Genomic DNA, 23,345 nt, shown 5'->3' on the forward strand with positions numbered 1-23,345 from the left:
GAATAGTCGAACGGGCCGGGGTGGTCGGGGCGGATGCCCCGGTCGCTGCCGGCCCGACGATGTTCGGATGAGCCGGGGGGCGGATCATGGCTGAGGTTGGGGAGCGGACGCTGCATGCCGTGCGGCGGCAGCGGTTTCTGGAGGTGCTGGCGGCGACGGCGAACGTAACGCGGTCGGCGGTCGAAGCGGGGGTGGAGGCGCGGGCCTGTTACCGGTTGCGGCAGCGCGACGCGGGCTTCGCGGCGGCGTGGGAAGCGGCGCTGGACGAGGGTTATGTGCGGCTGGAAGCGTCATTGCTGGCGACGGCGATGGGGACGGGCGAGGAGGAGGCGATCGACCGCAAGCTGGCGCTGGAGGTGCTGGCGCGACGGGCGGCGGGGCGCGGGCGGGCATCGATGACACGGCAGGTGCCGATCGAGGAGGTCGAGTCGACGCTGATCCGCAAGCTCGATGCGCTGGATCGCAAGGCGAGGTCGGCATGAGCGGCGGCGACCTGAAGCCGCTGGTCGCGCGGCTGGTGGCGCATCCGCGCGTGGAGTGGCTGCGCACGTTGCGGATGCTGTCGCATGGCGAATTGCACGCGTTGGACGAGCATTGGCCGACCTGGGCGCATGACGGGCAATTGCCCGGTCGCGACGACTGGTCGCTGTGGCTGATCCGGGCGGGGCGCGGGTTCGGCAAGACGCGGGCGGGGGCGGAGTGGGTCAGCGCGCTGGCCCGCGCGAACGGCAAGGCGCGGATCGCGCTGGTCGGCGGATCGATCGACGAGGTGCGCGCGGTGATGGTGGAGGGGACCAGCGGCCTGATCGCGCTGTGCCGGCATGGCGAGGCGTATGAATGGCGCAGCGGGATCGGCGGGGCAAATGGCGGGCTGGACAGCGCGGTGGCGATGTCGGCGGGGGCGCAGGTGACGTTGCGCGCGCCGCCGGTGTTCGCGGTGACGGCGGGCGATCTGGTGGAACTGGTCGAGGGATGCGACCGGACGCTGGCGACCTGTGCACGGCGGTTCGGCAATGCGGCGAACTTTCGCGGCGAGCCGCATCTGCCGGGAATCGACCTGCTGACCCGGTGGCCGGGCGGTTGAGCGGAGTCGTCGCGGCGGCGCGGGGAATGCTGGGCGTGCGGTTTCGGCTGCATGGCCGGGGAATGGACGGCGTGGATTGCGTCGGGCTGGCGGCGGCGGCGCTGGGTCTGGGGGCGGTGCCGACGGGCTATGGCTTGCGCGGCGGTCGGCCCGATCGGGTGGCGGCGTTGCTGGACGAGCGGTTGCGGCGGGTGCCGGTGACGACCAACCGGCGGAGGCGCGGTGCGTGGTGACGGGCGCGTCGCTGCGGCCGCCATCGCCGATCAATCTGCGATGGGAACCGGCCGATGGCGGAATACTTCGCTGGACGCGGCGAAGCAGGATCGGCTGGAACCTGCCCGAGGGAATCGTTCCGCCGTTGGGGGAGGAAGTCGAACGCTACCGCGTCACGCTGACCGACACGAATGGTGTGCGCGAGATCAACACGGCAGAACCGAAACTGGCGTTGCCGATGACCGCAGGTTTGATTGCGGCCGTGACTCAGCGGGGTACGTGGGTAGATTCGTTGCCTGCGGACATCGTTCTTGCGGGCTGAAATAGGGTGAAGGTCGGAGGCGCAGAGACAAATCGGCGATCGACGAACAAATTGATGATCGATGATGACTTGAGGGTCACATAGGTCGGTGTCGCAACCATTTGTAGGCCGCAACCGAAGCAACTGACGCGGATACGGCCCCGATGTACACGCCGCAAAAACACACGTGATCTCAGTTAAGATGCTGATAAGATATGTGAAAAAGTGAGAATCCTTCTCGCCGCGGTCAAGGTGGCCGACCGAGATGCCGTCGATGCCCCGGTACGGCCAATATTTAAAACTCGATCCACGGCATCATTTGCACCGTCTGGCGCGTCCCGAGAGTGTGTCTCTTGCGCCACACATGTGAAAGTTTGTGATCTTGCCGCGAAACCATCTGCCCTATAGTGAGTTTGCGCACACCGTAGTGACACTCAAGAAAGGGGACTATGATGCGGAAGGTTGCCATCGTTCTGGCACTCGCCTCAACAGCGCTTGCTTCACCCGCCCTCGCCCGCGACAAGTCGTGGTACGTTGGCGTTGAAGGCGGCGCGATGATCGTTGAAGACATTGATTACGATATCACGGGCGCCACTGCGGCGACGTCGGGTACGGGCACTGTCGATCACAATTATGGCTTCGACGTCGACGGCGTTGTCGGTTACGATTTCGGCGGCTTCCGCCTCGAAACCGAAGTCGGCTATCGTCGTGCGACCGTTGACGGTTATTCGTCGACCACCACGACGCCGCGTTATCTGACGGCCACGGCGACGACGCCCGGTTCGGCAGTTGCCGGCAACTATGATGCAGCCGGTGGCCGCAGCTCGGCGCTCAGCTTCATGCTGAACGGCTTGCTCGACTTCGGCGATGACGATGCCATTCAGGGCTTCGTCGGTGGCGGCGTCGGCGTCGCTCGCGTCAAGGCCAATTACGGCCTCGGCACGAACGGCGACTTCCTGAACGACAGCGACACCGTGTTCGCATGGCAGGCTCTGGCCGGCATTCGTGCACCGCTGACCGATCACATCGACGCGACGCTGAAGTATCGTTTCTTCAACGCCGACAACGTCAAGCTGGTCGACGTGACGAACCGTACGCTGGACGGCCGTTACCGTTCGCACAGCGTGCTGGGTGGCCTGAGCTACAACTTCGGTTCGCCGACGCCGCCGCCGCCGCCGCCGCCGCCGCCCGCTCCCCCGGCACCGCCGCCCCCGCCGCCCGCACCGGCGCCGGAGCCTGTGGTCTGCTCGCCTGGTCCGTTCATCGTGTTCTTCGAGTGGAACAAGTCGGACGTCACGCCAGAGGCTTCGTCGATCCTCGACAACGCCGTGACGCAGTATCAGAGCTGCGGTAACGCGCAGGTCATGCTGGCCGGCTACACCGACACGTCGGGCGCTGCCAAGTACAACCAGGGCCTGTCGCAGCGTCGCGCTGACGCGGTCAAGGCGTACATGAGCTCGCGCTCGATCCCAGATGGCGTCATCACGACGAGCGCCTTTGGTGAAACCAACCTGCGCGTGCAGACTGCCGATGGCGTCCGCGAAGTGCAGAACCGTCGCGTGGAAATCACTTACGGTCCGGGTTCGGGCCAGTAAGACTTCCTGCTTCGGCAAGAAAATCGGGGAGATCGGCGACCGCCGGTCTCCCCTTTTTTCGTTATTGTTCGGTGGGCACTGGATTGCTCTAAACCGGCCAAGAGATTGCTGTTCCTGCGTGGGAACGCCTCTTCGATCCGTCAGCGCATATCGCAGCGCGGCAAATGGCGATTTAAGGTGCTGGTCAGGCCGCGAACAAATAACGTCAACACTGTCTCTGCTCGTTCACTACCATCGGGTATGCGAGCGTCGAGCATCAGCATCGCCAACCCATGGACGATCGACCAGCATGCGAGCGCTGCGGTTTCGCCGTCGTCCACCGTCAAGCTCGCGACGCGGTTCGCCAGAACGCTGTAGGCATCGGTGTCGCAGTTCGGCGCCAATGTGGTGGTCGACGGATCGGCAAACATCATCCTGAACAGCGCGGGATGATCGCGGGCGAAGGTGACATAAGCCACACCCTGCGCGATCAGCGCACGTCGCTTGTCATCATTGGACCGGTCCGCCGCTTCCAGTTCTTGCCGTAGCACGTCAAAACCACTGCTCGCGACGGCACCGATCAAGGCCGCCTTGTCGGGAAAATGACGATAGGGGGCCATCGCCGATACGCCCGCAGCACGCGCGACACCGCGCAGACTAATTTCGGCATCGCCAGCTTCGACCATGGTGGCTGCGCATTCGATCAACCGCTCACGCAGATCGGATGATGACCGAATTACCCTGTTTACACTGTAATCAACGCTCATTACGTATACACCGTAAGCAGGAGAGCGAAGTCATGCAAGCTGGCACATTGCGAGAAACCGTCGATCTGTCGGGCTATCCCGACCTCGTCATGGTCCTGCTTGGCTTCAAGGTCCGGCGCTGGCGGGCATTACCGGCGCTATTCGGGATCGGGCGTGGTCTGGCGGCGATGCGGACGGCCAAACCGGACGGCCTGCTGGGGGATGAGCAGTTCATGTTCGGCTGGAACCATCTCGGCATCCGCCAATATTGGCGGGACGCGGAAAGTCTCGGTCGCTTCACGCGCGATACACCGCATGCCGGCTGGTGGCGGGATTTCCTGCGCGATACGCAGGGCTGCGGTTTCTGGCACGAGGCGTATCACGCACGTGGCGGGATCGAGGCGATCTATGTCGGCATGCCGGAACGCCCCGGACTGGGCGGCTTCGCGCCGATCCGGCAGCCGGTCGGCCCCTTCATGTCGAGCCAAGGTCGGATGAAGGCCGATGCCGTCGCGCGCAGCCGCTGAGCGGCAGATCAGTCGAGCAGCGCCGCCTCCAGCCAGGCTGGCCGCAACGCATCGCCGAGATTTTCGACCCGGCGATGCTCGACGATCAGGCCCAGATCGGGATAGGTCATCCGCGTCCGGTCGCCAACCGGTCCGATCGGCGCCACGACCAGACGGCGATTGACCTTGGCGCGGTGATGCATGCGGGCGGTGTTCTCCTGCCCGACGTAACAGCCCTTGGTAAAGCTGACCCCGTTCAGCTCCCGCGCATTGCATTCCAGCCAGAGCGTTTCGCCGGACCCCAGTTCCGCGACCCCCTCGGTCACGCCCAACCCAAGCCGATGGGCATGCCAGCCGTCCGCGGGCTCGCCCGCATCGCCCAGCCATCGATAGCCGAGCGCCGATAGCCGCGGATCGGTGACATCGCCGGATGTGGGGTGCCAGTGGACCGCGTGCTCGGTGCGCGCGATCGTGATCTGCCGGCGCAAACGGTACATCGACAGGCGCCGGACCAGCGCCTCCGCCTGCGTCGCCTCCACGTCGATCAGCACAGCATCGCCATCGGCCCACAACATGAAATCGAACAGCGCCTTGCCCTGCGGCGTCAATAGGCCCGCCCAAAGCGGCGTGGCGGGGCTTAGTGCGGCAAGATCGGCGGTGACCAGTCCCTGCAGGAAACTGCGGGCGTCGTCCCCCGCAACGCGGATGACCGCACGATCGACAAGCGTGGTTCGCAGGCTGGTATGCTCCATGGACCCAAGGTAGGAGGGCCGCGTCGCCGGCGAAAGGACCCTGCAAGCATGTCGTTCGATCTCAAACTCGTCGGAGGCACCGTCCATCTGCCTGGCGGTCCCGTACAGGCCGATGTCGGGATCAGCGGCGGCCGGATCGTGGCGATCGGGGCGCAGGGGGATGCGGGCCGGACGATCGATTGCACGGGCCTCGATATCCTGCCCGGCGTGATCGACACGCAGGTGCATTTTCGCGAACCGGGTCTGGTCCATAAGGAGGACCTCGAAAGTGGCAGCCGCGCCGCCGTGATGGGCGGCGTGACGGCGGTGTTCGAAATGCCGAACACCAAGCCCAATACCGACAGCGAGGCGGCGATCGCCGACAAGCTGGCGCGCGCGAAGCGGATGTGGTGCGACCACGCCTTTTACGTCGGGGCGACCAGCGCCAATGCCGACAGTCTGGCTGAGCTGGAACGGCTCCCCGGCACCGCGGGCGTGAAGATTTTCATGGGCGCATCGACCGGCGATCTGCTGGTGTCGGAGGATTCGGAACTGGCCCGCGTGCTGGCGTCGGGCCATCGCCGCGTGGCGATCCATGCCGAGGACGAGGCGCGGATGCAGGCGCGGCTCGATCATCGCATCGCGGGCGATGCCTCGTCGCATCCGGTGTGGCGCGACGATACGAGCGCGCTGCTGGCGACGCAGCGCATCCTGACGCTGGCACAGGCCGCGCGCCGCCGCATCCACGTGCTCCACGTCACGACCCCGGCGGAACTGGAACTGCTCGGACAGCACAAGGATGTCGCCAGTTGCGAGGTGACGCCGCAACATCTGACGCTGGCGGGCGAGGAAGCCTATCCGCGCCTCGGCACCTATGCACAGATGAATCCGCCGATCCGGTCGGGCGCGCATCGCGACGGGTTGTGGCACTGGCTGAACCAGGGCGTGCCCGACGTGATCGGGTCCGATCATGCGCCGCACACCGTCGAGGAAAAAGCGAAGGCCTATCCCGATTCGCCCAGCGGCATGCCCGGCGTTCAGACGCTGCTCCCGTTGCTGCTGACGCATGTCGCGGCGGGGCGGATGACGTTGCAGCGGCTGATCGAGCTGACCAGCGCAGGCGCGCAGCGGATCTTCAACATCACCGGCAAGGGCCGGATCGTCGTCGGCTACGATGCCGACTTCACCATCGTCGATCTGGCGAAGAAGTGGACGGTCGAGGAATCCTGGCTGCAATCGCGATCCGGCTGGTCGCCCTTCACGGGCATGGAGATGACCGGCAAGCCGATTGGCACGATCGTGCGCGGCCATGTCGCCATGTGGGAAGGCGAGCTGGGCGAGGCGGCGGCGGGGGCGCCGATCCGCTTCGACGCTGTCGAATATGGCTGAGGTGAGGCGGGCGCGTCAGGCGTTCCGCCTTTCCCCCGCCAGCCGCGCCATGCCGTTCCGACGGAACACGATCCTTGCTGGTATCGCTGGCGCATCCTCCGTCGTCCATAGAAGCGCGCCACCCGCCGCCCTGATGAAACCCGTCGTCGCGGTGCCGGCGCGGAAATATCGTCTCGCGCGCATTGGGCGAGACACCCGGCGTTCGTCCCCACCGCCGCGACCTGCGCCTGCTCACAGGCAGCGGCAGTGCTTCCGCTGCCGCCCGCCTGAAGGCAGGGGACGATCAGCGTGGCGATCATCGGATGGTAGAAGGTCGTGACGGGCCGCCGGGCCGCCGCACCGTGCGGATGATGCGGCAGGCGATATTGCCAGGATCGGGATGAGCGTGAATGCCATCATCGCATAGCTTCCCGATCGAGCGAGGCGGTGACGGTAATCATCCTTTCAGCATCTGCGTCTGCTCCAGCAGCCGTGTTCGTGCTTCGTGAATGTTGCCCAGTCGTCGATACGTTCGACGGTGTCGGCTCCACCCAGCACCAGCAAAGTGACAAAGGACAGCTTCGCCAGCGCCGCCATCAACAATTCCCAGCGTAATCCGGTCATGGGATGACCGGACAATGCGCGGATGTGATCGCCCGCGTACAGCGCATCGTTCAGCAGGATAGCCGACCCCACCATCGCCAATCCCACGCCCCTACGCGCGACATATGCGATCAGGAGCCGGGGATTGGCGTGGAATTGCCGCAACTGATGCAATCGCCTCAGTGCGGTGCGTCGTCTCGGCCATCGAACCACGCCAAGTCGTTTTCGCCAGTTTTTGAATAGCACGACCAGACCGCCGATACCCGCGCCGATGACACCGGCAAACTCGCAAAGGTCAAGCAAGCGGCCAATCCAGTCGGAACCCTCGGCAACAGTCGCAATCATTGGATGCGTTCTACCATTTAGGTGGCCGGTATCGGGGTGACGTTCATCACATCCTGAAGAAGCCGAAACGCGGACGCTCCAGTATCGGTGTCTCCAGCGTCACTGCCAGTGCCAGTTCCAGCACATCGCACGTCTGCGCCGGACCGACAATGCCAGCATCCCACAACTGCGCCGTCGCTTGCCACGCATTGCTCCTTATCTTGATACGGCGCGCGGATCGGGGCCTTGGACGCCCCGCCTCGTCCGGCGTCCCGCCATCCGGGTCGCGGTGCGCCGTCGACAGCACCTGTCGTCTGATTCGCCGCCCATCACGCTGATCCGCGCATGGGCCATGCGAACGAGAAGCGTGGGGAGGCCGCGCACCCGTACATCCCATAATTGCCCTTCTTTAAGCTGCCGCCGATCAGCATGGTAATCCTGGACGCCTGCGCGGTCGCGACAGCCGATGTCTAATCGCGGCCGGCTCGACGCATTGCCGGGACTGGTCGATGGTACACCTGCGGAGCCGTGATTCACCGAACGCTACGCGCGGGCCGGCTGGGCGACAGCGAGGCGTTCGCCCGTTCGAAGACGCGATCCGCGCCGCCGGCTGCGCTATACCGGGGGCATGACGACACATCCGACTCGCGCGCCCATCCTGATCGGTATCGGCGGCTGGACCTATGAACCATGGCGCGACAGCTTCTACCCGGCGAAATGGCCGCAGAAGCGCGAGCTGGAATATGCCGCCAACCATGTCACCGCGATCGAGATCAACGGCACCTATTATTCCGGTTTCAAGCCGGCAACATTCGCCGGCTGGGCAAGGACCGTTCCCGACGGCTTCGTCTTCGCGGTCAAGGCGTCACGCTACGCCACCAACCGCAAGGTGCTGGCCGAAGCCGGCGAGTCGATCCAGCGTTTTGTGGGGCAGGGCATCGTCGAACTGGGCGACCGGCTCGGCCCGATCCTGTGGCAGTTCATGGCGACCAAGAAATTCGACGCGGACGATTTCGGCGCGTTTCTGAAACTGCTGCCTGCCAGCCATGACGGCGTAGCACTGCGCCACGCAATCCAGGTCCGCCATGACAGCTTCGCCTGCCCCGAATTCATTGCACTGTGCCGCGATGCGGGCGTGACGATCGTGTTCGCGGATTCAGGCGAGTATCCGGCGATCGCCGACATCACCGGCGACTTCGTCTACGCCCGCCTGGAAAACGCGGTCGAGGAGGAAGCGACGGGCTACAACGACACCGCGCTCGACCATTGGGCAACGAAGGCGCGGACATGGGCGGCCGGCGGCCGACCCGCGGGCCTGCCCTATGTCACGACCGAAGCGCCGCCCAAACAGGCGCGCGACACGTTCGTTTTCTTTATCAACGGCGCCAAGATCCGCGCGCCCCACGGGGCGATGGCGCTGATCGAGCGCCTCTAAAATCCTCCCCGGCACGGGGAGGGGGACCAGCGAAGCTGGTGGAGGGGGATCGCCGCAAACGAAACGATCGTGAATCGCGCGAAAGCCTCTGTCCTACAGGGACAGGAATAAGTTACCGGGTAAGCAACTGCTCTTTGACACGGTCCGGTTAAACTCCAGCCGCCCCCGCGCGCGGGCACGCGCGCGCACGATCGCGGGGCGTGACTTTCGAGACTTTCCGCGCCGTCGAGAGGCTGATGACTTTGTTTAAACCTAGCGCGAACCTTCGCTCGCGCCCTCGGCGGACATCGTCGTCGTCGCCACCGGGGTTTCGGTGCGGACCGGCGCTTGCGGCCCCTGCGCCTGCCCCAGGATCGCGGCGGTTTCGATCACGTCGAGCGCCTGATGCGCCAGCATGTAACGCCGAGCGGCGGCCATCCAGTTGCCGGCCTGCGCCGCGCCGGGCAGGCGCGACACCTCGCTGCGGGCGGCGGCGACCTGACCATCGTCGAGCAGCCGGCGCGCGCGGGCCAGCCGCTCGGCCGGGGCGGCGGAGGGCGTGCCTTCGCGGCGCACGACGATCAGATTGCCGATCTCCCGCCGCGTATCGGCCAGCCAGTCGCCACCGCTCGCCGATTGTAGGTCGGGGGCGATCGCGTCGAGGCCCTGACGCAGATCCTCCACCGTCACCGGCGTCCGCGCGGCCTGGATCACCACCTGCACCGCCCGTGGCTGCGCGGCGACGAAGCGGCTGCGCAGCTGCTCCTCCAGATAGCCCAGACTGTTGCCGCGATCGATCGACCGGCGCGCGGCGAAGGCGACCATCAGCGCTTCCGCCCGCGTCGCCTGCGCCCCGGCGGCAGCGGCATCGGTGGCGACGGCGGCGGCGCGCGCCTCCAGCGCCGAAAGCTGTCCGGCCAGTGCCGCCTCGCGCGTCACCAGCATCGTCGGATCGACCGCCGGGGTGCCGCCCGACGAATTGAGCGGCTGAGCCGGCACGAAGTTGGTCGCCCCCCGATCGCTGCTCCGGGTCGCCTGGGCATCCAGCAACCCGGCGGTCCAGCCGGATCGCATCGCATAGCCGACCAGCAGGCCGCCGATGACGAAGGCGATCACGATCAGGGCGATGATCGGACCAAGGCGGCGCCCGCGCGTGGGGGCATCGAAGGGCGCGGTGCTGCTCATTGCGGGCGTTTATCCTCGCCGCGCGCCCGCCGGTCAATCATTCAGCATCGATCGACAGTCCCAACGCGAGCGTCACCACCGCCGCATCGGTCGGAACGGCAGCGGCAGCGACCCGATTCCAGCCGTCACCGGCGGCCGTCGCCACCGCCTTACCGATCGTCGCCAGCCGGATCGTGTCGCGGGGCAGGCGGTGCAGATCGACCAGTTCCGCCCATCGCCGCGCCGCCCGCGTCGAATACAGCAGCGCCACGCCGCCCGCCGCGCCGGCGATCGCTGCGGCCGAAACATCCGTGGGTGGTGCCGCATAGACCGATCGTGTCATAACCGTCGCCGCGATGCCGGCCGGCGCGATCCGCTCCTTCCCGGCCAGATGCAGCATCCGCAAACCCGCCGGTGCAGTCAGGGCGAGCGTCCTCCCGTCGCCCTCGCCGATGCGCGCGACCGTGAAGCCCGCCGCCCTTGCCGCCTCAGCCGTGGTGGCGCCCACCGCCCAGACCGGCAGATCGCGCAGACCCGCCAGCCCCGCGCCGCCCTGGCGAAAGGCATTGGCACTCGTCGCCAGCAACACGTCGAACGCCGCCGGATCGGGGGCGTGCCATGGCCGTGGCTCGATCGTGAACAGCGGCAACCGGATCGCCTCGCCGCCCAGCGCCTCGATCGCCGCGGCGGTGCGGGCGTTGCCCGGTTCCGGCCGCAGGACGATCAGCGGTCGCCTCATCCCTCGAACAGGCGCCGCACTGCCGCCGGTGCCCGTGCCAGCAGATCGGCGGCGAGCGCGGCACCGAGCGTGGCACCGTCGGTTCCCTCGACATAGCCCGATACCTGCTCGGCGCCATCCTCCGACAGCAATTCGCCGCGCAGCAACAGCATCTCGCCCGACAGGCTGGCCAGCGCCGCGACCGGCGAATGGCAGTCTGCCCGCAACACTGTCAGCAGCGCCCGCTCCGCCACGACGCAGGCATGCGTCGCCGGATCGTCGATCGCGGCTATGCGCTCCAGCGCCTCGCCATCGTCGGTCCGCACCTCGATCCCCACCGCACCCTGCGCCGGTGCCGGCAGCATCGCCGCGGTCGGCACCGCGGTTCCCGTATCGATCCGGCCGAGGCGGTCGAGCCCGGCGGCGGCGAGCAGCGTCGCATCGACCTCCCCCGCCGCCAGCTTGGCCAGCCGCGTGTCGACATTGCCGCGGAACAGCACGATTTGCAGGTCGGGCCGATGCCGCAGCAACTGCGCCCGTCGCCTCGGGCTGCTGGTCCCGACGACCGCGCCGGGGGGCAGCGCGTCGATCGAATCGACGCCGATCAACCGGTCGCGCACATCCGCGCGGGGCAGCATTGCGGCGATGCGGATCGCGGCGGGGCGCACGGTTTCGACGTCCTTCATCGAATGGACGGCCGCGTCGAGTTCGCCGGCCAGCAGCGCACGGTCCAGTTCCTTGGTCCACAGCGCCTTGCCGCCGATATCGGCCAGCGCACGGTCCTGCACCCGGTCGCCGGTGGTGCGGATGACCACCGTCTCGACCATGTCCGGCGTCCAGCCATGCGCGGCGCACAGCGCATCGCGGACCATGCCCGCCTGAGTGAGCGCCAGCGGCGAACCGCGCGTGCCGAGCCTGAAACGCACCATCACCCTTTCTTGCCGCACCCCCGCGGCTTCGACAAGCGGCGGCCGAGCGGATAGGAGGGGATCATGTTGATCCTTGGTCTGGAATCCTCCTGCGACGAGACCGCCGCCGCGCTCGTTACCGGCGATCGCCGCGTCCTTGCCCATCGTCTGGCGGGGCAGGAGGCGGCCCATGCGCCCTATGGCGGCGTCGTCCCCGAAATCGCGGCGCGGGCGCATGTCGAGGCGCTGGAACCGCTGATCGCCGCCGCGCTCGCCGATGCCGGGGTGACGCTGCATCAGGTCGATGCGATCGCCGCCACCGCCGGCCCCGGCCTGATCGGCGGCGTCATGGTCGGCCTCGTCACCGGCAAGGCGCTGGCGCATGCGGTGGGGAAGCCGCTGGTCGCGGTCAATCATCTGGAGGGCCATGCGCTCAGCCCGCGGCTGTCCGATCCGGACCTCGAATTTCCGTACCTGCTGCTGCTGGTGTCGGGCGGCCATTGCCAGTTGCTACTGGTCGAGGGCGTCGGGCGATACCGGCGGCTGGCAACGACGATCGACGATGCGGCGGGCGAGGCGTTCGACAAGACCGCCAAGCTGCTCGGCCTCGGCTTTCCCGGCGGCCCGGCGGTGGAGCGGGCGGCGCTGCTGGGCAATCCGAAGGCGGTGCCATTGCCGCGCCCGCTGAAGGGTTCGGCCGAACCGCATTTCTCGTTCGCCGGCCTGAAGAGCGCGGTCGCGCGGGCAAAGGACGATCATTCGCCGGAGGATCTGGCCGCCTCGTTCCAGGCGGCGGTGGTCGATTGCCTGCTCGACCGGACGGCGCGGGCGCTGGATGCGGTGCCGGAAGCGGCGACACTGGTCGTGGCGGGCGGCGTCGCAGCGAACACGGCGGTGCGATCCGCGCTGGAGGGACTGGCGACCGCGCATGGCCGCCGCTTCGTCGCGCCACCCCTGTGGTTATGCACCGATAATGCGGCGATGATCGCGTGGGCCGGGGTGGAGCGGTTCGCCGCTGGCCTGACCGATCCGCTCGACATCCCGGCGCGGCCGCGCTGGCCGCTCGATCCGTCGGCGGAAGCGGTGCGTGGTGCGGGAGTGAAGGCATGAAGATCCCCTCTATGAAAATAGGTGTCATCGGCGGCGGCGCATGGGGAACGGCGCTGGCACAGGTCGCGGCGTTCGGCGGGCAGGACGTGCTGCTCTGGGCGCGCGAGGAGGCGGTGGTCGCCTCGATCAACGGCGAGCATCGCAACGCGCTGTTCCTGGCGGGCATCGACCTGTCGCCGACGATCCGGGCGACCGGCGATCTGGGGGAACTGGCGGACCGCGATGCGATTCTGGTGGTCGCGCCGGCGCAGCATGTCGGCGCGGTGTTGGCGGAGACGCCGGTCGGTCGTACGCCGCTGGTGCTGTGCGCCAAGGGGATCGAGGCGGGCAGCAAGCGGCTGGTCGGCGAGATCGCCCGCGCCGTGCATCCGGCGGCACCGATCGCGGTGCTGTCCGGCCCCACCTTCGCGCATGAGGTCGCGGCGGGATTGCCGACGGCGGTGACGCTGGCATGCGAGGATGCGGCCCTGCGGACGCGTCTGTCCGACCGGCTCGCGGCGCCGCATTTCCGGCCCTATGCCAGCAGCGACGTGGTCGGTGCCGAAATCGGCGGCGCGGTGAAGAACGTGCTGGCGATCGGGTGCGGCGTGGTCGAGGGCGCGGGGCTGGGCCAGAACGCGCGGGCGGCCCTGATCGCGCGCGGCTTTGCCGAGATGACGCGGTTCGGGCTGGCGCGCGGTGCGCGGGTGGAGACGCTGGCCGGGCTGTCGGGATTGGGCGATCTGGTGCTGACCTGTTCGTCGACCAGCAGCCGCAATTTCTCGCTCGGGGTCGGGCTGGGGCGGGGTCAGCCGGCGGCGGTGCTGATGGCGGATCGGCGGACGATCGCGGAGGGCGCGTTCACCGCCCCGGTGCTGCGTCAGGCGGCGGCGGACGTGGGGGTCGATATGCCCGTATGCGAGGCGGTGTGCCGCTTGCTGGAGGGTGCGGCGGTCGAGGATGTGATCGGCGCCTTGCTGGCGCGGCCGTTGCGGGAGGAGGGGGTCTAGGCCCCTTCGCTTTGCCCATGGCCGGCGCGGAAAGTCACTAAAGTCACACTCACGGCCGCGCGCGTACGCGTACACGCGCGCGAAAGCGTAGCGGGGGGGATGGACGGTTTGAAAGAGCGGCAGGTGGATGGGGATATCTTGGGTTGATCGTGTAGGACAGTGGTGATTGCCGACGCTGGGCAGCCGACACAAAACCCGTCCGTCATTGCGAGCGCAGCGAAGCAACCCAGTGTTTCGCGCGCTGCCCTGGGTTGCTTCGCTGCGCTCGCAATGACGGATCAAGGCGAGGTGTCTCTTCTAACGCAACGCCCTGGCGGTCAGGGACCGGCAATCGGCGTCGGTGGCGACGGGGCCGCTATGACCGGTGATGCGGTTGCCGATTGCCTTGAAGATGTTGCCGACCGATTTCACCTGCGGCGGCACCGACAGCGCCGGGTTCTGAAGCGTCCCGCCGACCGTCGCCGAGCCGGGGATGCGGAGCAGGACGCTCTGCTTGGGGGCGCCGCGCAGGACGAAGGCGAGGCGTTCGTCGGGGAAGCTGACCGTGCCGGTGCCGGTCAACTGGCTGACCGCGGTGTCGATCAACAGCGGGTCGGCACGACCGGTGCCGCCATGCATCGACAGGCGGGTAACGAGGCAGCGCAGCGCCGTCCGGTCGCTCGATCCCGCCAGCAGCGCGCGGCCGGCATCGAAGCCCAGGGCGGCGGCGTAGCGCGCGGGCAGGCGGCCGTTGACGACGACGAAGCCGACCGATCCGTCAGACCGGCCGACCGCATCGCGGATCGTGTCGCCGACGCCCGCCAGCCGTACCCGCGCCGCCAGCCTGCCGGTGAACTGGCCACCGGCGGCAAAGGCGCCGACCTCGCCATCCGCCAGCCGCAGATCGAGCGTCAGCGTCGGCGAGCGTTGCCCGCGACGCTGGTCGACGACGGCGCGGCCGGTGACGCGACCCTGCGCTAGGCTGAGCCGCAACGGCGCCAGCGTCAGTAAGCGGTGGTCCATCACCAAGGTGCCGGCCATGCTGACGATCGGCGGTGAGTTGGCGCCGATGATGCGGCCGACCCTGAACGACAGGCGACCATCGGTGTTTTGGATCTTGCCGATGTCGATGCGGGTGTTGGGGACAAGGCGGGGGCCGATCCGCCGTTCGAGCGCGGCCGCCTCGGCGCGTCCCTCGGCGGACGTGAGGTCGGCGAAGTCGAACGCGCGCGACGTGATCGCGCCGTCGATCTTCGACCGGCCGTCGACTTTCTTCACCGCCAGATGTCCGGCGATGTCGGACCGGCCGATGGTGCCGTGCAGGCCGGTGATCGTCCATGTATCGGGATCGCGGCGGACCTGCGCGTGCAGGGCGACCGGCCGGGTGCGGAACAACCCCGCTTCGATCACCGCGTCGATCAGCTTCAGGTCGGTGGCGCGGGCGGTGACGTCGAGCGTCATGGCGTCGGTGTCGAGCGGCCGGTCCATCGTGCCGGTCGTCCGCATCGCCAGACCGTTACCGTCGATCGTCGCGGTAAAGGGCCATGGCTTGCCGGCGACGGGAGCAGGGCCGGTGACGGTGAGCGCGACAGGGACGGCGTTGATCCGGCCGCGCCCCTTGACGCGCAGTCCGCCGACCGGGTCGGCGGCGACCGCGACGGTCACCTGCCGGTCCTGCTTGGCATCGGCATAGCTGATGACGGCGTTACGCACGGTCAGCGCGCCGAGATCGGTGGAGCCGCCGCCGCTTTCCTGCTTGCCCGGCCGACCCCAGTTGGTCCGCCCCTGCGCATCGCGGGCGAGGGCGAGGCGCAGGCCATCGGCCACCACGTCATGCGGCCGGAAATCGCCGGTCAGCAGCGGCCAGACGGGGAAACTGACCGTGACCGCATCGATCCGGGCAAAATCGCCGGGGCCGACCCAGTCGGCTTGCGCGATGCGCACGTTGCGGATGGCGATGGTGGGGGTGAAGCCGATATGATCGACACGCTCGACCGCGCCGATGCTGACCGGCCGGCCGAACCGCTCGGTCGCTTCCCGTTCGACGATGCCGCGCAGGATGCCCCAGGGGAAAGCGGCCAGTATCAGCAACAACACCGCCACGATCGCTGCCACCGCCGCCACGATGCGGGCGGTCCTGTTCCCCATGATGCTCATCGTTAGGCGGGACGTTCAGCGCCGGACTTCGTTCCGCAATCGATTCGATTGCGCGTGTCATTTGTGGCGAAAGGGGAAATCAGAAATCGATCGCGATGCCCTTCAGCTCCCAGTCGCCGTAGCGGACGGGATCGCGGCCGAGCGGATCGTCCTTCACCAGCGGCGCCGGTGCGGGTTCGGGCACCGGCGGATTGGGCGACAGATAGGCGGGCGGCTTCACATGGTCGGGGCGCTGGCCCATGACGGCTCTTTCGGTTGCGGCGGTTCTGCTCCACATAGGCATGCGACCGCGCGATCCCAAGGGAGCCGCACCCGTTCAACCCCGCGCGATGGCGCCCAACCCGAATCGACGATGACCGCTTGACCCACCAGACCCATGCACCCGAGCCGCTCGGCGTTCCCACCCGCCGCGCCGCGATCAAGCTGCTCGATGCCGTCCTCCGCCGGGGCGAGGCGCTGGAGGCGGCGTTGCCGGCGGCCACGCGGATGGTCCATGGCCCGGATCGCGGGCTGGCGCATGCCATCGCCGCCGAAACGCTGCGCCGGCTGCCCGATCTCGACGCGTTGATCGATGGCGCGACCGAGCGCGCGCTGCCCGACGATGCGAAGGCGCGGATGGCATTGCGCATCGCGCTGGTACAGGCGCTGGTGCTGGGCACGCCGCCGCACGCCGCGATCTCGACGGTGCTGCCACTGGTCGATGGCGGCCCGCGCAAGCTGGTCCATGGCGTGTTCGGCACGCTGATGCGCGGCCATGCGCTGCTGCCCGAGGTGCCGGCGCTGCCGCCGCTGGTCGAGGCGCGCTGGCAAAAGGCATGGGGCGAGGCGATGGTCGAGGCGGCCGAACACGCGATCGCCGCGCCGCCGCCGCTGGACATCACGCTGACCGACTCGGCCGAGACCGACGAATGGCGCGAGAAGCTGGGCGGCGTGTCGTTTGCGCCGGGCCATCTGCGGCTGCGCGATCATGATTCGGTGCCGGACATGCCGGGTTATACCGATGGGGCTTGGTGGGTGCAGGACATCGCCGCGTCGTTCCCCGCCCGGTTGCTGGGCGAAGGGCGCGGCACCGTGCTCGACCTGTGCGCGGCGCCCGGCGGCAAGACGATGCAGCTCGCGGCGGCGGGGTGGACCACGGTGGCGGTCGATTCGTCGCAGGGGCGGATCAAGCGGCTGCGCGAGAACCTGTTCCGCACCCACCTGAAGGCCGAGGTGGTAAAGGCCGACGTGCGCGAATGGAAGCCGGATGCGCCGGTCGATGCGGTGCTGCTGGATGCGCCGTGCAGCGCCACCGGCATCTTCCGCCGGCATCCCGACGTGCTGCACCGGGTGCGGCCGTCGATGGTGGCGGAACTGGCCGAATTGCAGGCGCAGTTGCTGGTCCGCGCCGCCGACTGGGTGAAGCCGGGCGGGACGCTGGTCTATGCCACCTGCTCGCTGGAGCCGGAGGAGGGCGAGCGGCAACTGGAGCGCTTCCTGAACGCGCGCGGCGATTACCGGATCGATCCGGTGGCCGAAGGCACGTTGCCGGTCGCCGCGACCGAGGGTGGCTGGGTGCGGACGATGCCGGGTGATATCGCGGAGGGCGGCAATGACGGCTTCTTCATCGTCCGGCTGGTGCGCAGCTGACTTGGCCCATTGACTTGCCGCGCGCGCGGGCGGTGATAGAGAGCGTCGGCATGCAGCCCGTCCGCATCGCTCCATCTATCCTCTCCGCCGATTTCGCCCGTCTGGGCGAGGAGGTGCGTGCGATCGACGAGGCGGGCGCCGACTGGATCCATGTCGATGTGATGGACGGGCATTTCGTGCCCAACATCTCGTTCGGGCCAGCGGTGATGAAGGCGATCCGCCCGGTCACGACCAAGCCGTTCGACGTCCACCTGATGATCGCGCCGGTCGACCGTTACCTCGATGCCTTTGCCGAGGCGGGGGCAGATTGCATCACTGTGCATGTCGAGGCGGGGCCGCATATCCATCGGTCGATCCAGCACATCAAGTCGCTGGGCAAGCGGGCGGGCGTGGTCATCAATCCGGGCACGCCGGCCAAAATGCTCGATTACCTGATCGACATGGTCGACCTGGTGCTGGTGATGAGCGTGAACCCCGGTTTCGGCGGCCAGCACTTCATCGACAGCCAGCTGAAGAAGATCGCCGCGATCCGCAAGATGATCGACGCCAGCGGCCGGGCGATCGATCTGGAGGTCGACGGCGGCGTCGATCCCGTCACCGCCCCGCGTTGCATCGCGGCGGGGGCGGATGCGCTGGTGGCGGGGACGGCGGTGTTCCGGGGCGGGCCGTCCGCCTATGCTGCCAACATCGCGGCCCTGCGCGGTCATGGGGGCGGTAACGGGCGCGACGGTGGGTGAACATCGCCCGATAGGCGAGGCCGAAGCCGGTGTTGTGACCGTCGATCCTGAAATGCAGGGGATCGACGAGGGTCACTGGTTGATGTCGATCGACGCCGAGCGCGGCCGATCACTGGCCGATCGTCTGGCCGATGCGTTCCACAAGCTGACCTGGCGCACGCCGCTGCACACGATGCGGTTGAACGGGCGGTTTCCGCTGAAGCTGATCGCGGTGCCCGACGATCCGGTGATGGGCGACGTGTCGCGCGGGCTGGCGTTGCTGGGCGGTCGGATCACGTTCAGGGGCGAGACGCGGACGCTCGACACGTTCGATCCTGCACAGGCGGATTGGGGCACGCCGTTCGCGGCGTACTGGCACAGCTTCGCATGGCTGCGCGACCTGTCGAGCGTGGCGACGCGGGACCAAGGGTCGCCGATCGCCGAGCGGCTGATGGCGCAGTGGCTGGCGGTGCATGCCGACAAGGTCGAGGGGGCTGCCTGGGCGCCCGACCTGTGGGGCCGGCGCATCCTGTACTGGACCGCGCATGCGCCGCTGATCCTGTCGTCGGACGATCTGGTCTATCGGTCGCGGGTGCTGGACACGCTGGCGCGCGGGGCGCGGCATCTGGATCGCGGCGCGGACAAGGCGGCGCCGGGCGCGGGCCGGATCGCGGCGTGGTGCGGCGTCGTCGCGGCGGGGCTGCTAATCCCCGGTGGTGAGCCGCGGCTGGCATTCGGCGAGGCGGGACTGGCGCGCGCGATCGGCAGCGGCCTGCTGGACGATGGCGGATCGGTGTCGCGCAGCCCGGCGATGCTGCTCGACACGATGATGCTGCTGGCGACGCTGCGCGCGGTGTACGAGGCGCGCGGCGTCGCGTTGCCCGAACCGGTGATGGCGGCGATGGCGCGGGCGATGCCGGCGTTGCTGGGCAGCCTGCACGGCGACCAGATGCTGTCGAGCTGGCAGGGCGGTGGGCCAGCGACCGCCGAGCATATCGCGGCGGTGATCCGCGCCACCGGCATCCGCACCCGGCCGCTGCGCCAGTCGCGCGACTGGGGGTATCAGCGGCTGGCGGCGGGCAGCACGGTGCTGATCGTCGATGCCGCGCCGCCGCCGGTCGCGCGCGTCGTCGCGGGCGGTTGCGCATCGACGCTGGCGTTCGAATTCTCCGACGGACCGGTGCGGCTGGTGGTGAATTGCGGCGGCGCGCGCGAGGCGCATGCGGCGATGCCGGCCGAATTGCTGGAAGGGCTGCGCTCCACGGCGGCGCATTCGACGCTGACGCTGGGCGACAGCAATTCCACCGCGATCCATGCCGATGGCACGCTGGGCCGCGGCGTCGCGCAGGTCGAATTGTCGCGGCAGGAATCGGACGCTGCGAGCCGGATCGAGGCGAGCCATGACGGCTATGTCCGCCGCTGGGGCTTCCTGCATCGCCGCCAGTTGATGCTGACCGGCGACGGGCGCGAGCTGCGCGGCGAGGACGCGTTGCTGCCCGCCGGGCGCAAGCGGCGGCCGGACACCACCGAATTCGCGCTGCGGTTTCACCTCGGGCGCGGGGTCGAGGTGTCGTCGACCGCCGACGGACAGGCGGCGCTGCTCCGCCTGCCGGGCGGGGGCATGTGGCAGTTCCGCTGCCGGGGCGGGACGCTGGGGATCGAGGACAGCGTGTGGATGGACGGCGAGGGGCGACCGGTCGATATCCAGCAACTGGTGGTCGGCGGCGAGGCGGCGGCGGGCGGCGCGCATATCAGCTGGGTGCTGAAGCGCGCGCTTTGATGTGCGCCCTTTGATTCGGGGGGCGGGGACGCCTATGGGCGCGGGCAGATAACGCCCACCCCGGCCCCTTGCCGCCCGATCGGCCAAGGGGGGAGATCATCATGACCGTCGATACCGTCCCCGTCACCCGCGCCCTGTTGTCCGTGTCGGACAAGACCGGCATCGTCGATCTCGCCCGCTCGCTGGCGGCGGCGGGGGTCGAGCTGGTGTCGACCGGCGGCACGGCGAAGGCGATCCGCGATGCCGGCCTCCCGGTGAAGGACGTGTCCGAGCTGACGGGCTTTCCGGAGATGATGGACGGCCGCGTGAAGACGCTGCACCCGACGGTGCATGGCGGCCTGTTGGCGGTGCGCGATGACCCCGCGCATGTCGCGGCGATGATGGAGCACGCGATCGGCGCGATCGATCTGGTCGTGGTGAACCTCTATCCATTCGTCAAGACGATGGAAAGCGGCGCCGACGCCGACACGGTGATCGAGAATATCGATATCGGCGGACCGGCGATGGTGCGCTCGGCGGCGAAGAACCATGCATGGGTCGCCATCGTCACCGATCCGGCCGACTATGCCGTGGTGCTGGACGAACTGTCGCAGGGCGGCGGCACGACGATGACGACACGGCGCCGGCTGGCGGGTAAGGCATACATGCACACTGCGATGTACGACGGCGCGATCGCGGGCTGGTTCCACCGCCAGTCGGGCGAGACGAACCAGGACATGCCCGATGTCGTCGAATTGCGTTATGGCGAGAATCCGCACCAGACCGCACGGGTGCTGTCGTCGGCCAGCTGGAATTTACCCGCCGGGCTGCCCCAGGCGCGGCAGGTGCAGGGCAAGGCACTGAGCTACAACAACTACAACGACGCCGATGCGGCGCTGGAGCTGGTCGCGGAGTTCCGCGACGCCGGTCCGACTGTCGTCATCGTCAAGCATGCGAATCCCTGCGGCGTCGCGACGGCCACGACGCTGGCCGATGCCTATGACGCGGCGTTCGCATGCGACACGGTATCGGCATTCGGCGGAATCATCGCGCTGAATCGGTCGATCGACGCCGCCACCGCGCGGGCGATCACCGGGATCTTCACCGAAGTGGTGGTCGCCCCCGGTGCCGACGAGGAGGCGCTGGCGATCTTCGCGGCCAAGAAGAACCTGCGTCTGTTGCTGACCGACGGGCTGCCCGATTCGATGCGCGAAGGTGAGTTGCACAAGGAGATCGTCGGCGGCGTGCTGGTGCAGTCACGTGACAATGGCCGGCTGACTGACGATATGCTGAGGGTCGTAACCCGGCGTGCGCCGACCGAGCGGGAACTGGCGGATTGCCGCTTTGCGTGGACGGTGGCCAAGCATGTGAAGTCGAACGCGATCGTCTATGCCAGGGACGGCAGCACCGCCGGGATCGGCGCGGGACAGATGAACCGGCTGGAGTCCGCGCGCATCGCCGCGTGGAAGGCGAAGGACGCCGCCGACAAGGCCGGCTGGTCCGAGGCGCGGACGACCGGGTCGGCAGTGGCGTCGGATGCGTTCTTCCCGTTCGCCGATGGCCTGATGGCGGCGGTCGAGGCGGGGGCGACGGCGGTGATCCAGCCGGGCGGATCGATCCGCGACGACGAGGTGATCGCCGCCGCCGATGCGGCCGGGCTGGCGATGGTGTTCACGGGGATGCGCCATTTCCGGCATTGAGTGGGACGGCTTCATTCTGATCCGTCGTTGCGAGCGGAGCGAAGCAATCCAGCGGGGCGTGCGGTGCCCTGGGTTGCTTCGCTCCGCTCGCAACGACGGTCATTCCGTCATGCGTTGACTCGTTGTTACCGCACCGGCGACCCGACATTGGGCAGGGTCGCCCCCTCGGTCTTGTCCATCCTTCCGAACAAGGCCCGGTCGGCGGGGCGGAAGGCCCATTTCCACAGGATGTAGAGATAGGTCGCGGCGAGCGCCGGTTCGCCGATCAGCAGTTCCGCCCACTCATATTCGTGCGGCAGGGCGGTGAAGGCGCCGCCCACGACGATCGCGGCCAGTCCCGCCCACACGAGCGGCCAGCGCAGCGGTGACACGGGGGCGCCGAGCAGCCGGCGCAGCAACGATGCCTTGACGATCGAGGTGATGCCCAGACTGGTCGCCAGCGCCACCGCCGGCCCCGCCGCCTGCCATGTCGGCGGCCAGCCCCAGCCGCGCATCAGCAGGACGAGCGCGAAGCTGAGACCGATCTGAAAGGCCAGCATGATGCTGGAAATCAGCAGGTTGCGATGCCGCGCGACATAGACGAGCGCGGTTTCGCACACCGATCCGGTCGAGGCGAAGACCTCGCCGGCCAGCAGGAAGGCGAGCGCGGCGGTGCCGGCGACGAACTGCGGGCCGACGACGCCCATCACCGCCTTGCCCGGAATCGACCCCATCAACGCCAGCAGCAACTGCGCGGCGATGATCCAGAACGCCACCTGCCTCACCTGTTCGGCGATCGCCGGCCGGTCGTCCGCCGCCAGCGCGCGGGTGATGACCGGGCCGAGGACGGGGTCGAAGCTGGTCTTCAGCTTCTGCGGCAACGAGGCGACCTGTTGCGCCATGTAATAGATGCCGACCACGCTGGGTGCGAAGAGCAGGCCGAGGATGAAGCGATCGACGTTGCGGCTGCCCCATTCCAGCGCGTCCGCCCCCGCTAGCGGCGCATTGGCCCAGCCGAGCCGTGCCAGTTCGCGCAGGCGCGGCGACCAGCCATGCGGCAGGCCGTAGGAGCGCAGGAACGGCACCATGCTGGCGATCAGCGCCGCGCTCATCGACGCGACATAGGACAGGACCAGCCCGTCGCGGATCGTGAAGAACGAAAACGCATAGGCCGCGATCGAGATCGTCCACGGTTCCACCACCGCCCGCGCCGTCACCGCCGCCTTGACGTTCAGCCGATAGGCGAGGGCGGCGAGGCTGACGTCGGACCAGGCGATGGCGACGACGACGAGCGCCAGCCAGCGGTCCAGCCCGGTGACGGGCGTGTTGGGATACAGAAGCTGCGGCATCGACCACAGCACCGCACTGGCGACCAGCGAGGCGACCAGCGCCAGCGCCATCGCATCCCATACGACATGGACGTGCGGGCGATCGGCCTTGGCCAGCGCCTGCGCGAGACCGCGCTTCATGCCGAGCGTGGCCAGCAGCGCGGCGAGTTCGACGACCACCACCGCGATGGCGAAACGGCCGACCAGATCGGGGCCATAGAAGCGGCCGGCGATGAACAGGAACGGGATGCGCGCCAGCAGGCGCAGCGCGAAGCCGGCTATATTGGTGCGGCCGCCCCTGGCGAGGGCGTCGATGTCCTTGGTGGGGGTCATCGGGGGGGCATG

General features: G+C 68.3%; 25 protein-coding genes. 14 read left to right on the forward strand and 11 right to left on the reverse strand.

Features of this window, described 5'->3' with window-relative positions; genetic code table 11:
* Positions 1 to 86: 86 nt before the first annotated feature.
* From JAO74_RS13115 to JAO74_RS13135, 5 genes are all read left to right on the forward strand, one after another.
* Positions 87 to 482 carry a hypothetical protein gene (locus JAO74_RS13115; RefSeq protein WP_199038768.1) on the forward strand — a complete coding sequence of 132 codons (396 nt, stop codon included), beginning with the start codon at positions 87 to 89 and terminating at the stop codon, positions 480 to 482.
* The gene (locus JAO74_RS19275) at positions 479 to 1,084 is read left to right on the forward strand and encodes a phage BR0599 family protein (RefSeq protein WP_416194310.1); all 606 of its coding nucleotides are present in this window, start codon (positions 479 to 481) and stop codon (positions 1,082 to 1,084) included. The genes JAO74_RS13115 and JAO74_RS19275 overlap by 4 nt, the downstream gene beginning before the upstream one ends.
* Entirely contained in the window at positions 1,081 to 1,317 is a 237-nt protein-coding gene (locus tag JAO74_RS19280) for a hypothetical protein (RefSeq protein WP_416194311.1), read from the forward strand. The genes JAO74_RS19275 and JAO74_RS19280 overlap by 4 nt, the downstream gene beginning before the upstream one ends.
* On the forward strand, positions 1,311 to 1,619 hold the full coding sequence (locus JAO74_RS13130) for a hypothetical protein (protein WP_199038771.1): 309 nt from the start codon (positions 1,311 to 1,313) through the stop codon (positions 1,617 to 1,619). The genes JAO74_RS19280 and JAO74_RS13130 overlap by 7 nt, the downstream gene beginning before the upstream one ends.
* 431 nt (positions 1,620 to 2,050) lie before the next feature.
* Complete coding sequence (locus JAO74_RS13135; RefSeq protein WP_199038774.1) at positions 2,051 to 3,193, forward strand: OmpA family protein; 1,143 nt, start codon at positions 2,051 to 2,053, stop codon at positions 3,191 to 3,193.
* A gap of 140 nt (positions 3,194 to 3,333) precedes the next feature.
* Here JAO74_RS13135 and JAO74_RS13140 read toward each other — a convergent pair whose 3' ends face one another.
* Complete coding sequence (locus tag JAO74_RS13140; RefSeq protein ID WP_199038777.1) at positions 3,334 to 3,939, reverse strand: TetR/AcrR family transcriptional regulator; 606 nt, start codon at positions 3,937 to 3,939, stop codon at positions 3,334 to 3,336.
* Positions 3,940 to 3,971: 32 nt separating this feature from the next.
* Between JAO74_RS13140 and JAO74_RS13145 the strand changes: the two genes are divergently transcribed.
* Positions 3,972 to 4,445 (forward strand): monooxygenase family protein, encoded by a 474-nt coding sequence (locus tag JAO74_RS13145; RefSeq protein ID WP_199038780.1) that lies wholly within the window; start codon positions 3,972 to 3,974, stop codon positions 4,443 to 4,445.
* 8 nt (positions 4,446 to 4,453) lie between these two features.
* On the opposite strand, the gene ygfZ is transcribed toward JAO74_RS13145, so the two are convergent.
* Positions 4,454 to 5,176 (reverse strand): CAF17-like 4Fe-4S cluster assembly/insertion protein YgfZ, encoded by a 723-nt coding sequence (ygfZ, locus tag JAO74_RS13150; protein ID WP_199038783.1) that lies wholly within the window; start codon positions 5,174 to 5,176, stop codon positions 4,454 to 4,456.
* A 48-nt stretch (positions 5,177 to 5,224) separates the two neighbouring features.
* Here ygfZ and JAO74_RS13155 point away from each other — a divergent pair, with 48 nt between their 5' ends.
* On the forward strand, positions 5,225 to 6,544 hold the full coding sequence (locus JAO74_RS13155; RefSeq protein WP_199038786.1) for a dihydroorotase: 1,320 nt from the start codon (positions 5,225 to 5,227) through the stop codon (positions 6,542 to 6,544).
* A 15-nt stretch (positions 6,545 to 6,559) separates the two neighbouring features.
* On the opposite strand, the gene JAO74_RS13160 is transcribed toward JAO74_RS13155, so the two are convergent.
* The 3 genes from JAO74_RS13160 to JAO74_RS13170 form a co-directional block, all read right to left on the reverse strand.
* Positions 6,560 to 6,727 carry a hypothetical protein gene (locus JAO74_RS13160; protein ID WP_199038790.1) on the reverse strand — a complete coding sequence of 56 codons (168 nt, stop codon included), beginning with the start codon at positions 6,725 to 6,727 and terminating at the stop codon, positions 6,560 to 6,562.
* Positions 6,728 to 6,988: 261 nt separating this feature from the next.
* Positions 6,989 to 7,471 (reverse strand): hypothetical protein, encoded by a 483-nt coding sequence (locus JAO74_RS13165; protein WP_199038793.1) that lies wholly within the window; start codon positions 7,469 to 7,471, stop codon positions 6,989 to 6,991.
* Between the two features lie 46 nt (positions 7,472 to 7,517).
* Entirely contained in the window at positions 7,518 to 7,757 is a 240-nt protein-coding gene (locus JAO74_RS13170) for a hypothetical protein (RefSeq protein ID WP_199038796.1), read from the reverse strand.
* Positions 7,758 to 8,078: 321 nt separating this feature from the next.
* Here JAO74_RS13170 and JAO74_RS13175 point away from each other — a divergent pair, with 321 nt between their 5' ends.
* Entirely contained in the window at positions 8,079 to 8,885 is an 807-nt protein-coding gene (locus JAO74_RS13175) for a DUF72 domain-containing protein (protein WP_199038799.1), read from the forward strand.
* 252 nt (positions 8,886 to 9,137) lie between these two features.
* Here JAO74_RS13175 and JAO74_RS13180 read toward each other — a convergent pair whose 3' ends face one another.
* The 3 genes from JAO74_RS13180 to hemC are packed head-to-tail and all read right to left on the reverse strand — an operon-like array spanning position 9,138 to position 11,675.
* Positions 9,138 to 10,049 carry an MICOS complex subunit MIC60 gene (locus tag JAO74_RS13180; RefSeq protein WP_199038802.1) on the reverse strand — a complete coding sequence of 304 codons (912 nt, stop codon included), beginning with the start codon at positions 10,047 to 10,049 and terminating at the stop codon, positions 9,138 to 9,140.
* 37 nt (positions 10,050 to 10,086) lie between these two features.
* The gene (locus JAO74_RS13185) at positions 10,087 to 10,767 is read right to left on the reverse strand and encodes a uroporphyrinogen-III synthase (RefSeq protein ID WP_199038804.1); all 681 of its coding nucleotides are present in this window, start codon (positions 10,765 to 10,767) and stop codon (positions 10,087 to 10,089) included.
* On the reverse strand, positions 10,764 to 11,675 hold the full coding sequence (gene hemC / locus JAO74_RS13190) for a hydroxymethylbilane synthase (protein WP_199038807.1): 912 nt from the start codon (positions 11,673 to 11,675) through the stop codon (positions 10,764 to 10,766). The genes JAO74_RS13185 and hemC overlap by 4 nt, the downstream gene beginning before the upstream one ends.
* Before the next feature lie 60 nt (positions 11,676 to 11,735).
* Here hemC and tsaD point away from each other — a divergent pair, with 60 nt between their 5' ends.
* Positions 11,736 to 12,764, forward strand: a complete 1,029-nt coding sequence (gene tsaD, locus JAO74_RS13195) for a tRNA (adenosine(37)-N6)-threonylcarbamoyltransferase complex transferase subunit TsaD (RefSeq protein WP_199039165.1) — start codon at positions 11,736 to 11,738, stop codon at positions 12,762 to 12,764.
* Positions 12,765 to 12,775: 11 nt separating this feature from the next.
* Positions 12,776 to 13,753, forward strand: a complete 978-nt coding sequence (locus JAO74_RS13200) for an NAD(P)H-dependent glycerol-3-phosphate dehydrogenase (protein ID WP_199039167.1) — start codon at positions 12,776 to 12,778, stop codon at positions 13,751 to 13,753.
* A 297-nt stretch (positions 13,754 to 14,050) separates the two neighbouring features.
* Here the strand turns inward: JAO74_RS13200 and JAO74_RS13205 are convergent, their stop codons facing one another.
* On the reverse strand, positions 14,051 to 15,880 hold the full coding sequence (locus JAO74_RS13205; protein WP_233150989.1) for an AsmA family protein: 1,830 nt from the start codon (positions 15,878 to 15,880) through the stop codon (positions 14,051 to 14,053).
* 88 nt (positions 15,881 to 15,968) lie between these two features.
* Positions 15,969 to 16,130, reverse strand: coding sequence for a DUF1674 domain-containing protein (locus JAO74_RS13210; RefSeq protein WP_199038810.1), 162 nt, complete (start codon positions 16,128 to 16,130; stop codon positions 15,969 to 15,971).
* A 119-nt stretch (positions 16,131 to 16,249) separates the two neighbouring features.
* Here JAO74_RS13210 and JAO74_RS13215 point away from each other — a divergent pair, with 119 nt between their 5' ends.
* The 4 genes from JAO74_RS13215 (at position 16,250) to purH (ending at position 21,693) form a co-directional block, all read left to right on the forward strand.
* Complete coding sequence (locus JAO74_RS13215; protein WP_233150990.1) at positions 16,250 to 17,518, forward strand: RsmB/NOP family class I SAM-dependent RNA methyltransferase; 1,269 nt, start codon at positions 16,250 to 16,252, stop codon at positions 17,516 to 17,518.
* Positions 17,519 to 17,568: 50 nt separating this feature from the next.
* A complete protein-coding gene (rpe, locus tag JAO74_RS13220) occupies positions 17,569 to 18,255 on the forward strand; it encodes a ribulose-phosphate 3-epimerase (RefSeq protein ID WP_199038813.1) in 687 nt (228 codons plus the stop codon).
* A gap of 52 nt (positions 18,256 to 18,307) precedes the next feature.
* Positions 18,308 to 20,014, forward strand: a complete 1,707-nt coding sequence (locus JAO74_RS13225) for a heparinase II/III family protein (protein ID WP_199039174.1) — start codon at positions 18,308 to 18,310, stop codon at positions 20,012 to 20,014.
* A 101-nt stretch (positions 20,015 to 20,115) separates the two neighbouring features.
* Positions 20,116 to 21,693 (forward strand): bifunctional phosphoribosylaminoimidazolecarboxamide formyltransferase/IMP cyclohydrolase, encoded by a 1,578-nt coding sequence (purH, locus tag JAO74_RS13230; RefSeq protein WP_199038816.1) that lies wholly within the window; start codon positions 20,116 to 20,118, stop codon positions 21,691 to 21,693.
* Between the two features lie 125 nt (positions 21,694 to 21,818).
* Here the strand turns inward: purH and JAO74_RS13235 are convergent, their stop codons facing one another.
* A complete protein-coding gene (locus JAO74_RS13235) occupies positions 21,819 to 23,333 on the reverse strand; it encodes a lipopolysaccharide biosynthesis protein (RefSeq protein WP_199038819.1) in 1,515 nt (504 codons plus the stop codon).
* Between the last annotated feature and the right edge of the window lie 12 nt (positions 23,334 to 23,345).

Origin of the sequence: Sphingomonas mollis (assembly GCF_016427505.1) — a bacterium.
In the GTDB taxonomy this organism is placed as follows: Bacteria; Pseudomonadota; Alphaproteobacteria; order Sphingomonadales; family Sphingomonadaceae; genus Sphingomonas; species Sphingomonas mollis.

Coding starts and splice junctions, on each gene's coding strand:
- JAO74_RS13115 (WP_199038768.1), top strand. CDS start 87: ATGGCTGAGGTTGGGGAGCGGACGCTGCATGCCGTGCGGCGGCAGCGG.
- JAO74_RS19275 (WP_416194310.1), top strand. CDS start 479: ATGAGCGGCGGCGACCTGAAGCCGCTGGTCGCGCGGCTGGTGGCGCAT.
- JAO74_RS13135 (WP_199038774.1), top strand. CDS start 2,051: ATGCGGAAGGTTGCCATCGTTCTGGCACTCGCCTCAACAGCGCTTGCT.
- JAO74_RS13140 (WP_199038777.1), bottom strand. CDS start 3,939: ATGAGCGTTGATTACAGTGTAAACAGGGTAATTCGGTCATCATCCGAT.
- JAO74_RS13145 (WP_199038780.1), top strand. CDS start 3,972: ATGCAAGCTGGCACATTGCGAGAAACCGTCGATCTGTCGGGCTATCCC.
- ygfZ (WP_199038783.1), bottom strand. CDS start 5,176: ATGGAGCATACCAGCCTGCGAACCACGCTTGTCGATCGTGCGGTCATC.
- JAO74_RS13155 (WP_199038786.1), top strand. CDS start 5,225: ATGTCGTTCGATCTCAAACTCGTCGGAGGCACCGTCCATCTGCCTGGC.
- JAO74_RS13160 (WP_199038790.1), bottom strand. CDS start 6,727: ATGCGCGCGAGACGATATTTCCGCGCCGGCACCGCGACGACGGGTTTC.
- JAO74_RS13165 (WP_199038793.1), bottom strand. CDS start 7,471: ATGATTGCGACTGTTGCCGAGGGTTCCGACTGGATTGGCCGCTTGCTT.
- JAO74_RS13175 (WP_199038799.1), top strand. CDS start 8,079: ATGACGACACATCCGACTCGCGCGCCCATCCTGATCGGTATCGGCGGC.
- JAO74_RS13180 (WP_199038802.1), bottom strand. CDS start 10,049: ATGAGCAGCACCGCGCCCTTCGATGCCCCCACGCGCGGGCGCCGCCTT.
- JAO74_RS13185 (WP_199038804.1), bottom strand. CDS start 10,767: ATGAGGCGACCGCTGATCGTCCTGCGGCCGGAACCGGGCAACGCCCGC.
- hemC (WP_199038807.1), bottom strand. CDS start 11,675: ATGGTGCGTTTCAGGCTCGGCACGCGCGGTTCGCCGCTGGCGCTCACT.
- JAO74_RS13200 (WP_199039167.1), top strand. CDS start 12,776: ATGAAAATAGGTGTCATCGGCGGCGGCGCATGGGGAACGGCGCTGGCA.
- JAO74_RS13205 (WP_233150989.1), bottom strand. CDS start 15,880: ATGGGGAACAGGACCGCCCGCATCGTGGCGGCGGTGGCAGCGATCGTG.
- JAO74_RS13210 (WP_199038810.1), bottom strand. CDS start 16,130: ATGGGCCAGCGCCCCGACCATGTGAAGCCGCCCGCCTATCTGTCGCCC.
- rpe (WP_199038813.1), top strand. CDS start 17,569: ATGCAGCCCGTCCGCATCGCTCCATCTATCCTCTCCGCCGATTTCGCC.
- JAO74_RS13225 (WP_199039174.1), top strand. CDS start 18,308: ATGCAGGGGATCGACGAGGGTCACTGGTTGATGTCGATCGACGCCGAG.
- purH (WP_199038816.1), top strand. CDS start 20,116: ATGACCGTCGATACCGTCCCCGTCACCCGCGCCCTGTTGTCCGTGTCG.
- JAO74_RS13235 (WP_199038819.1), bottom strand. CDS start 23,333: ATGACCCCCACCAAGGACATCGACGCCCTCGCCAGGGGCGGCCGCACC.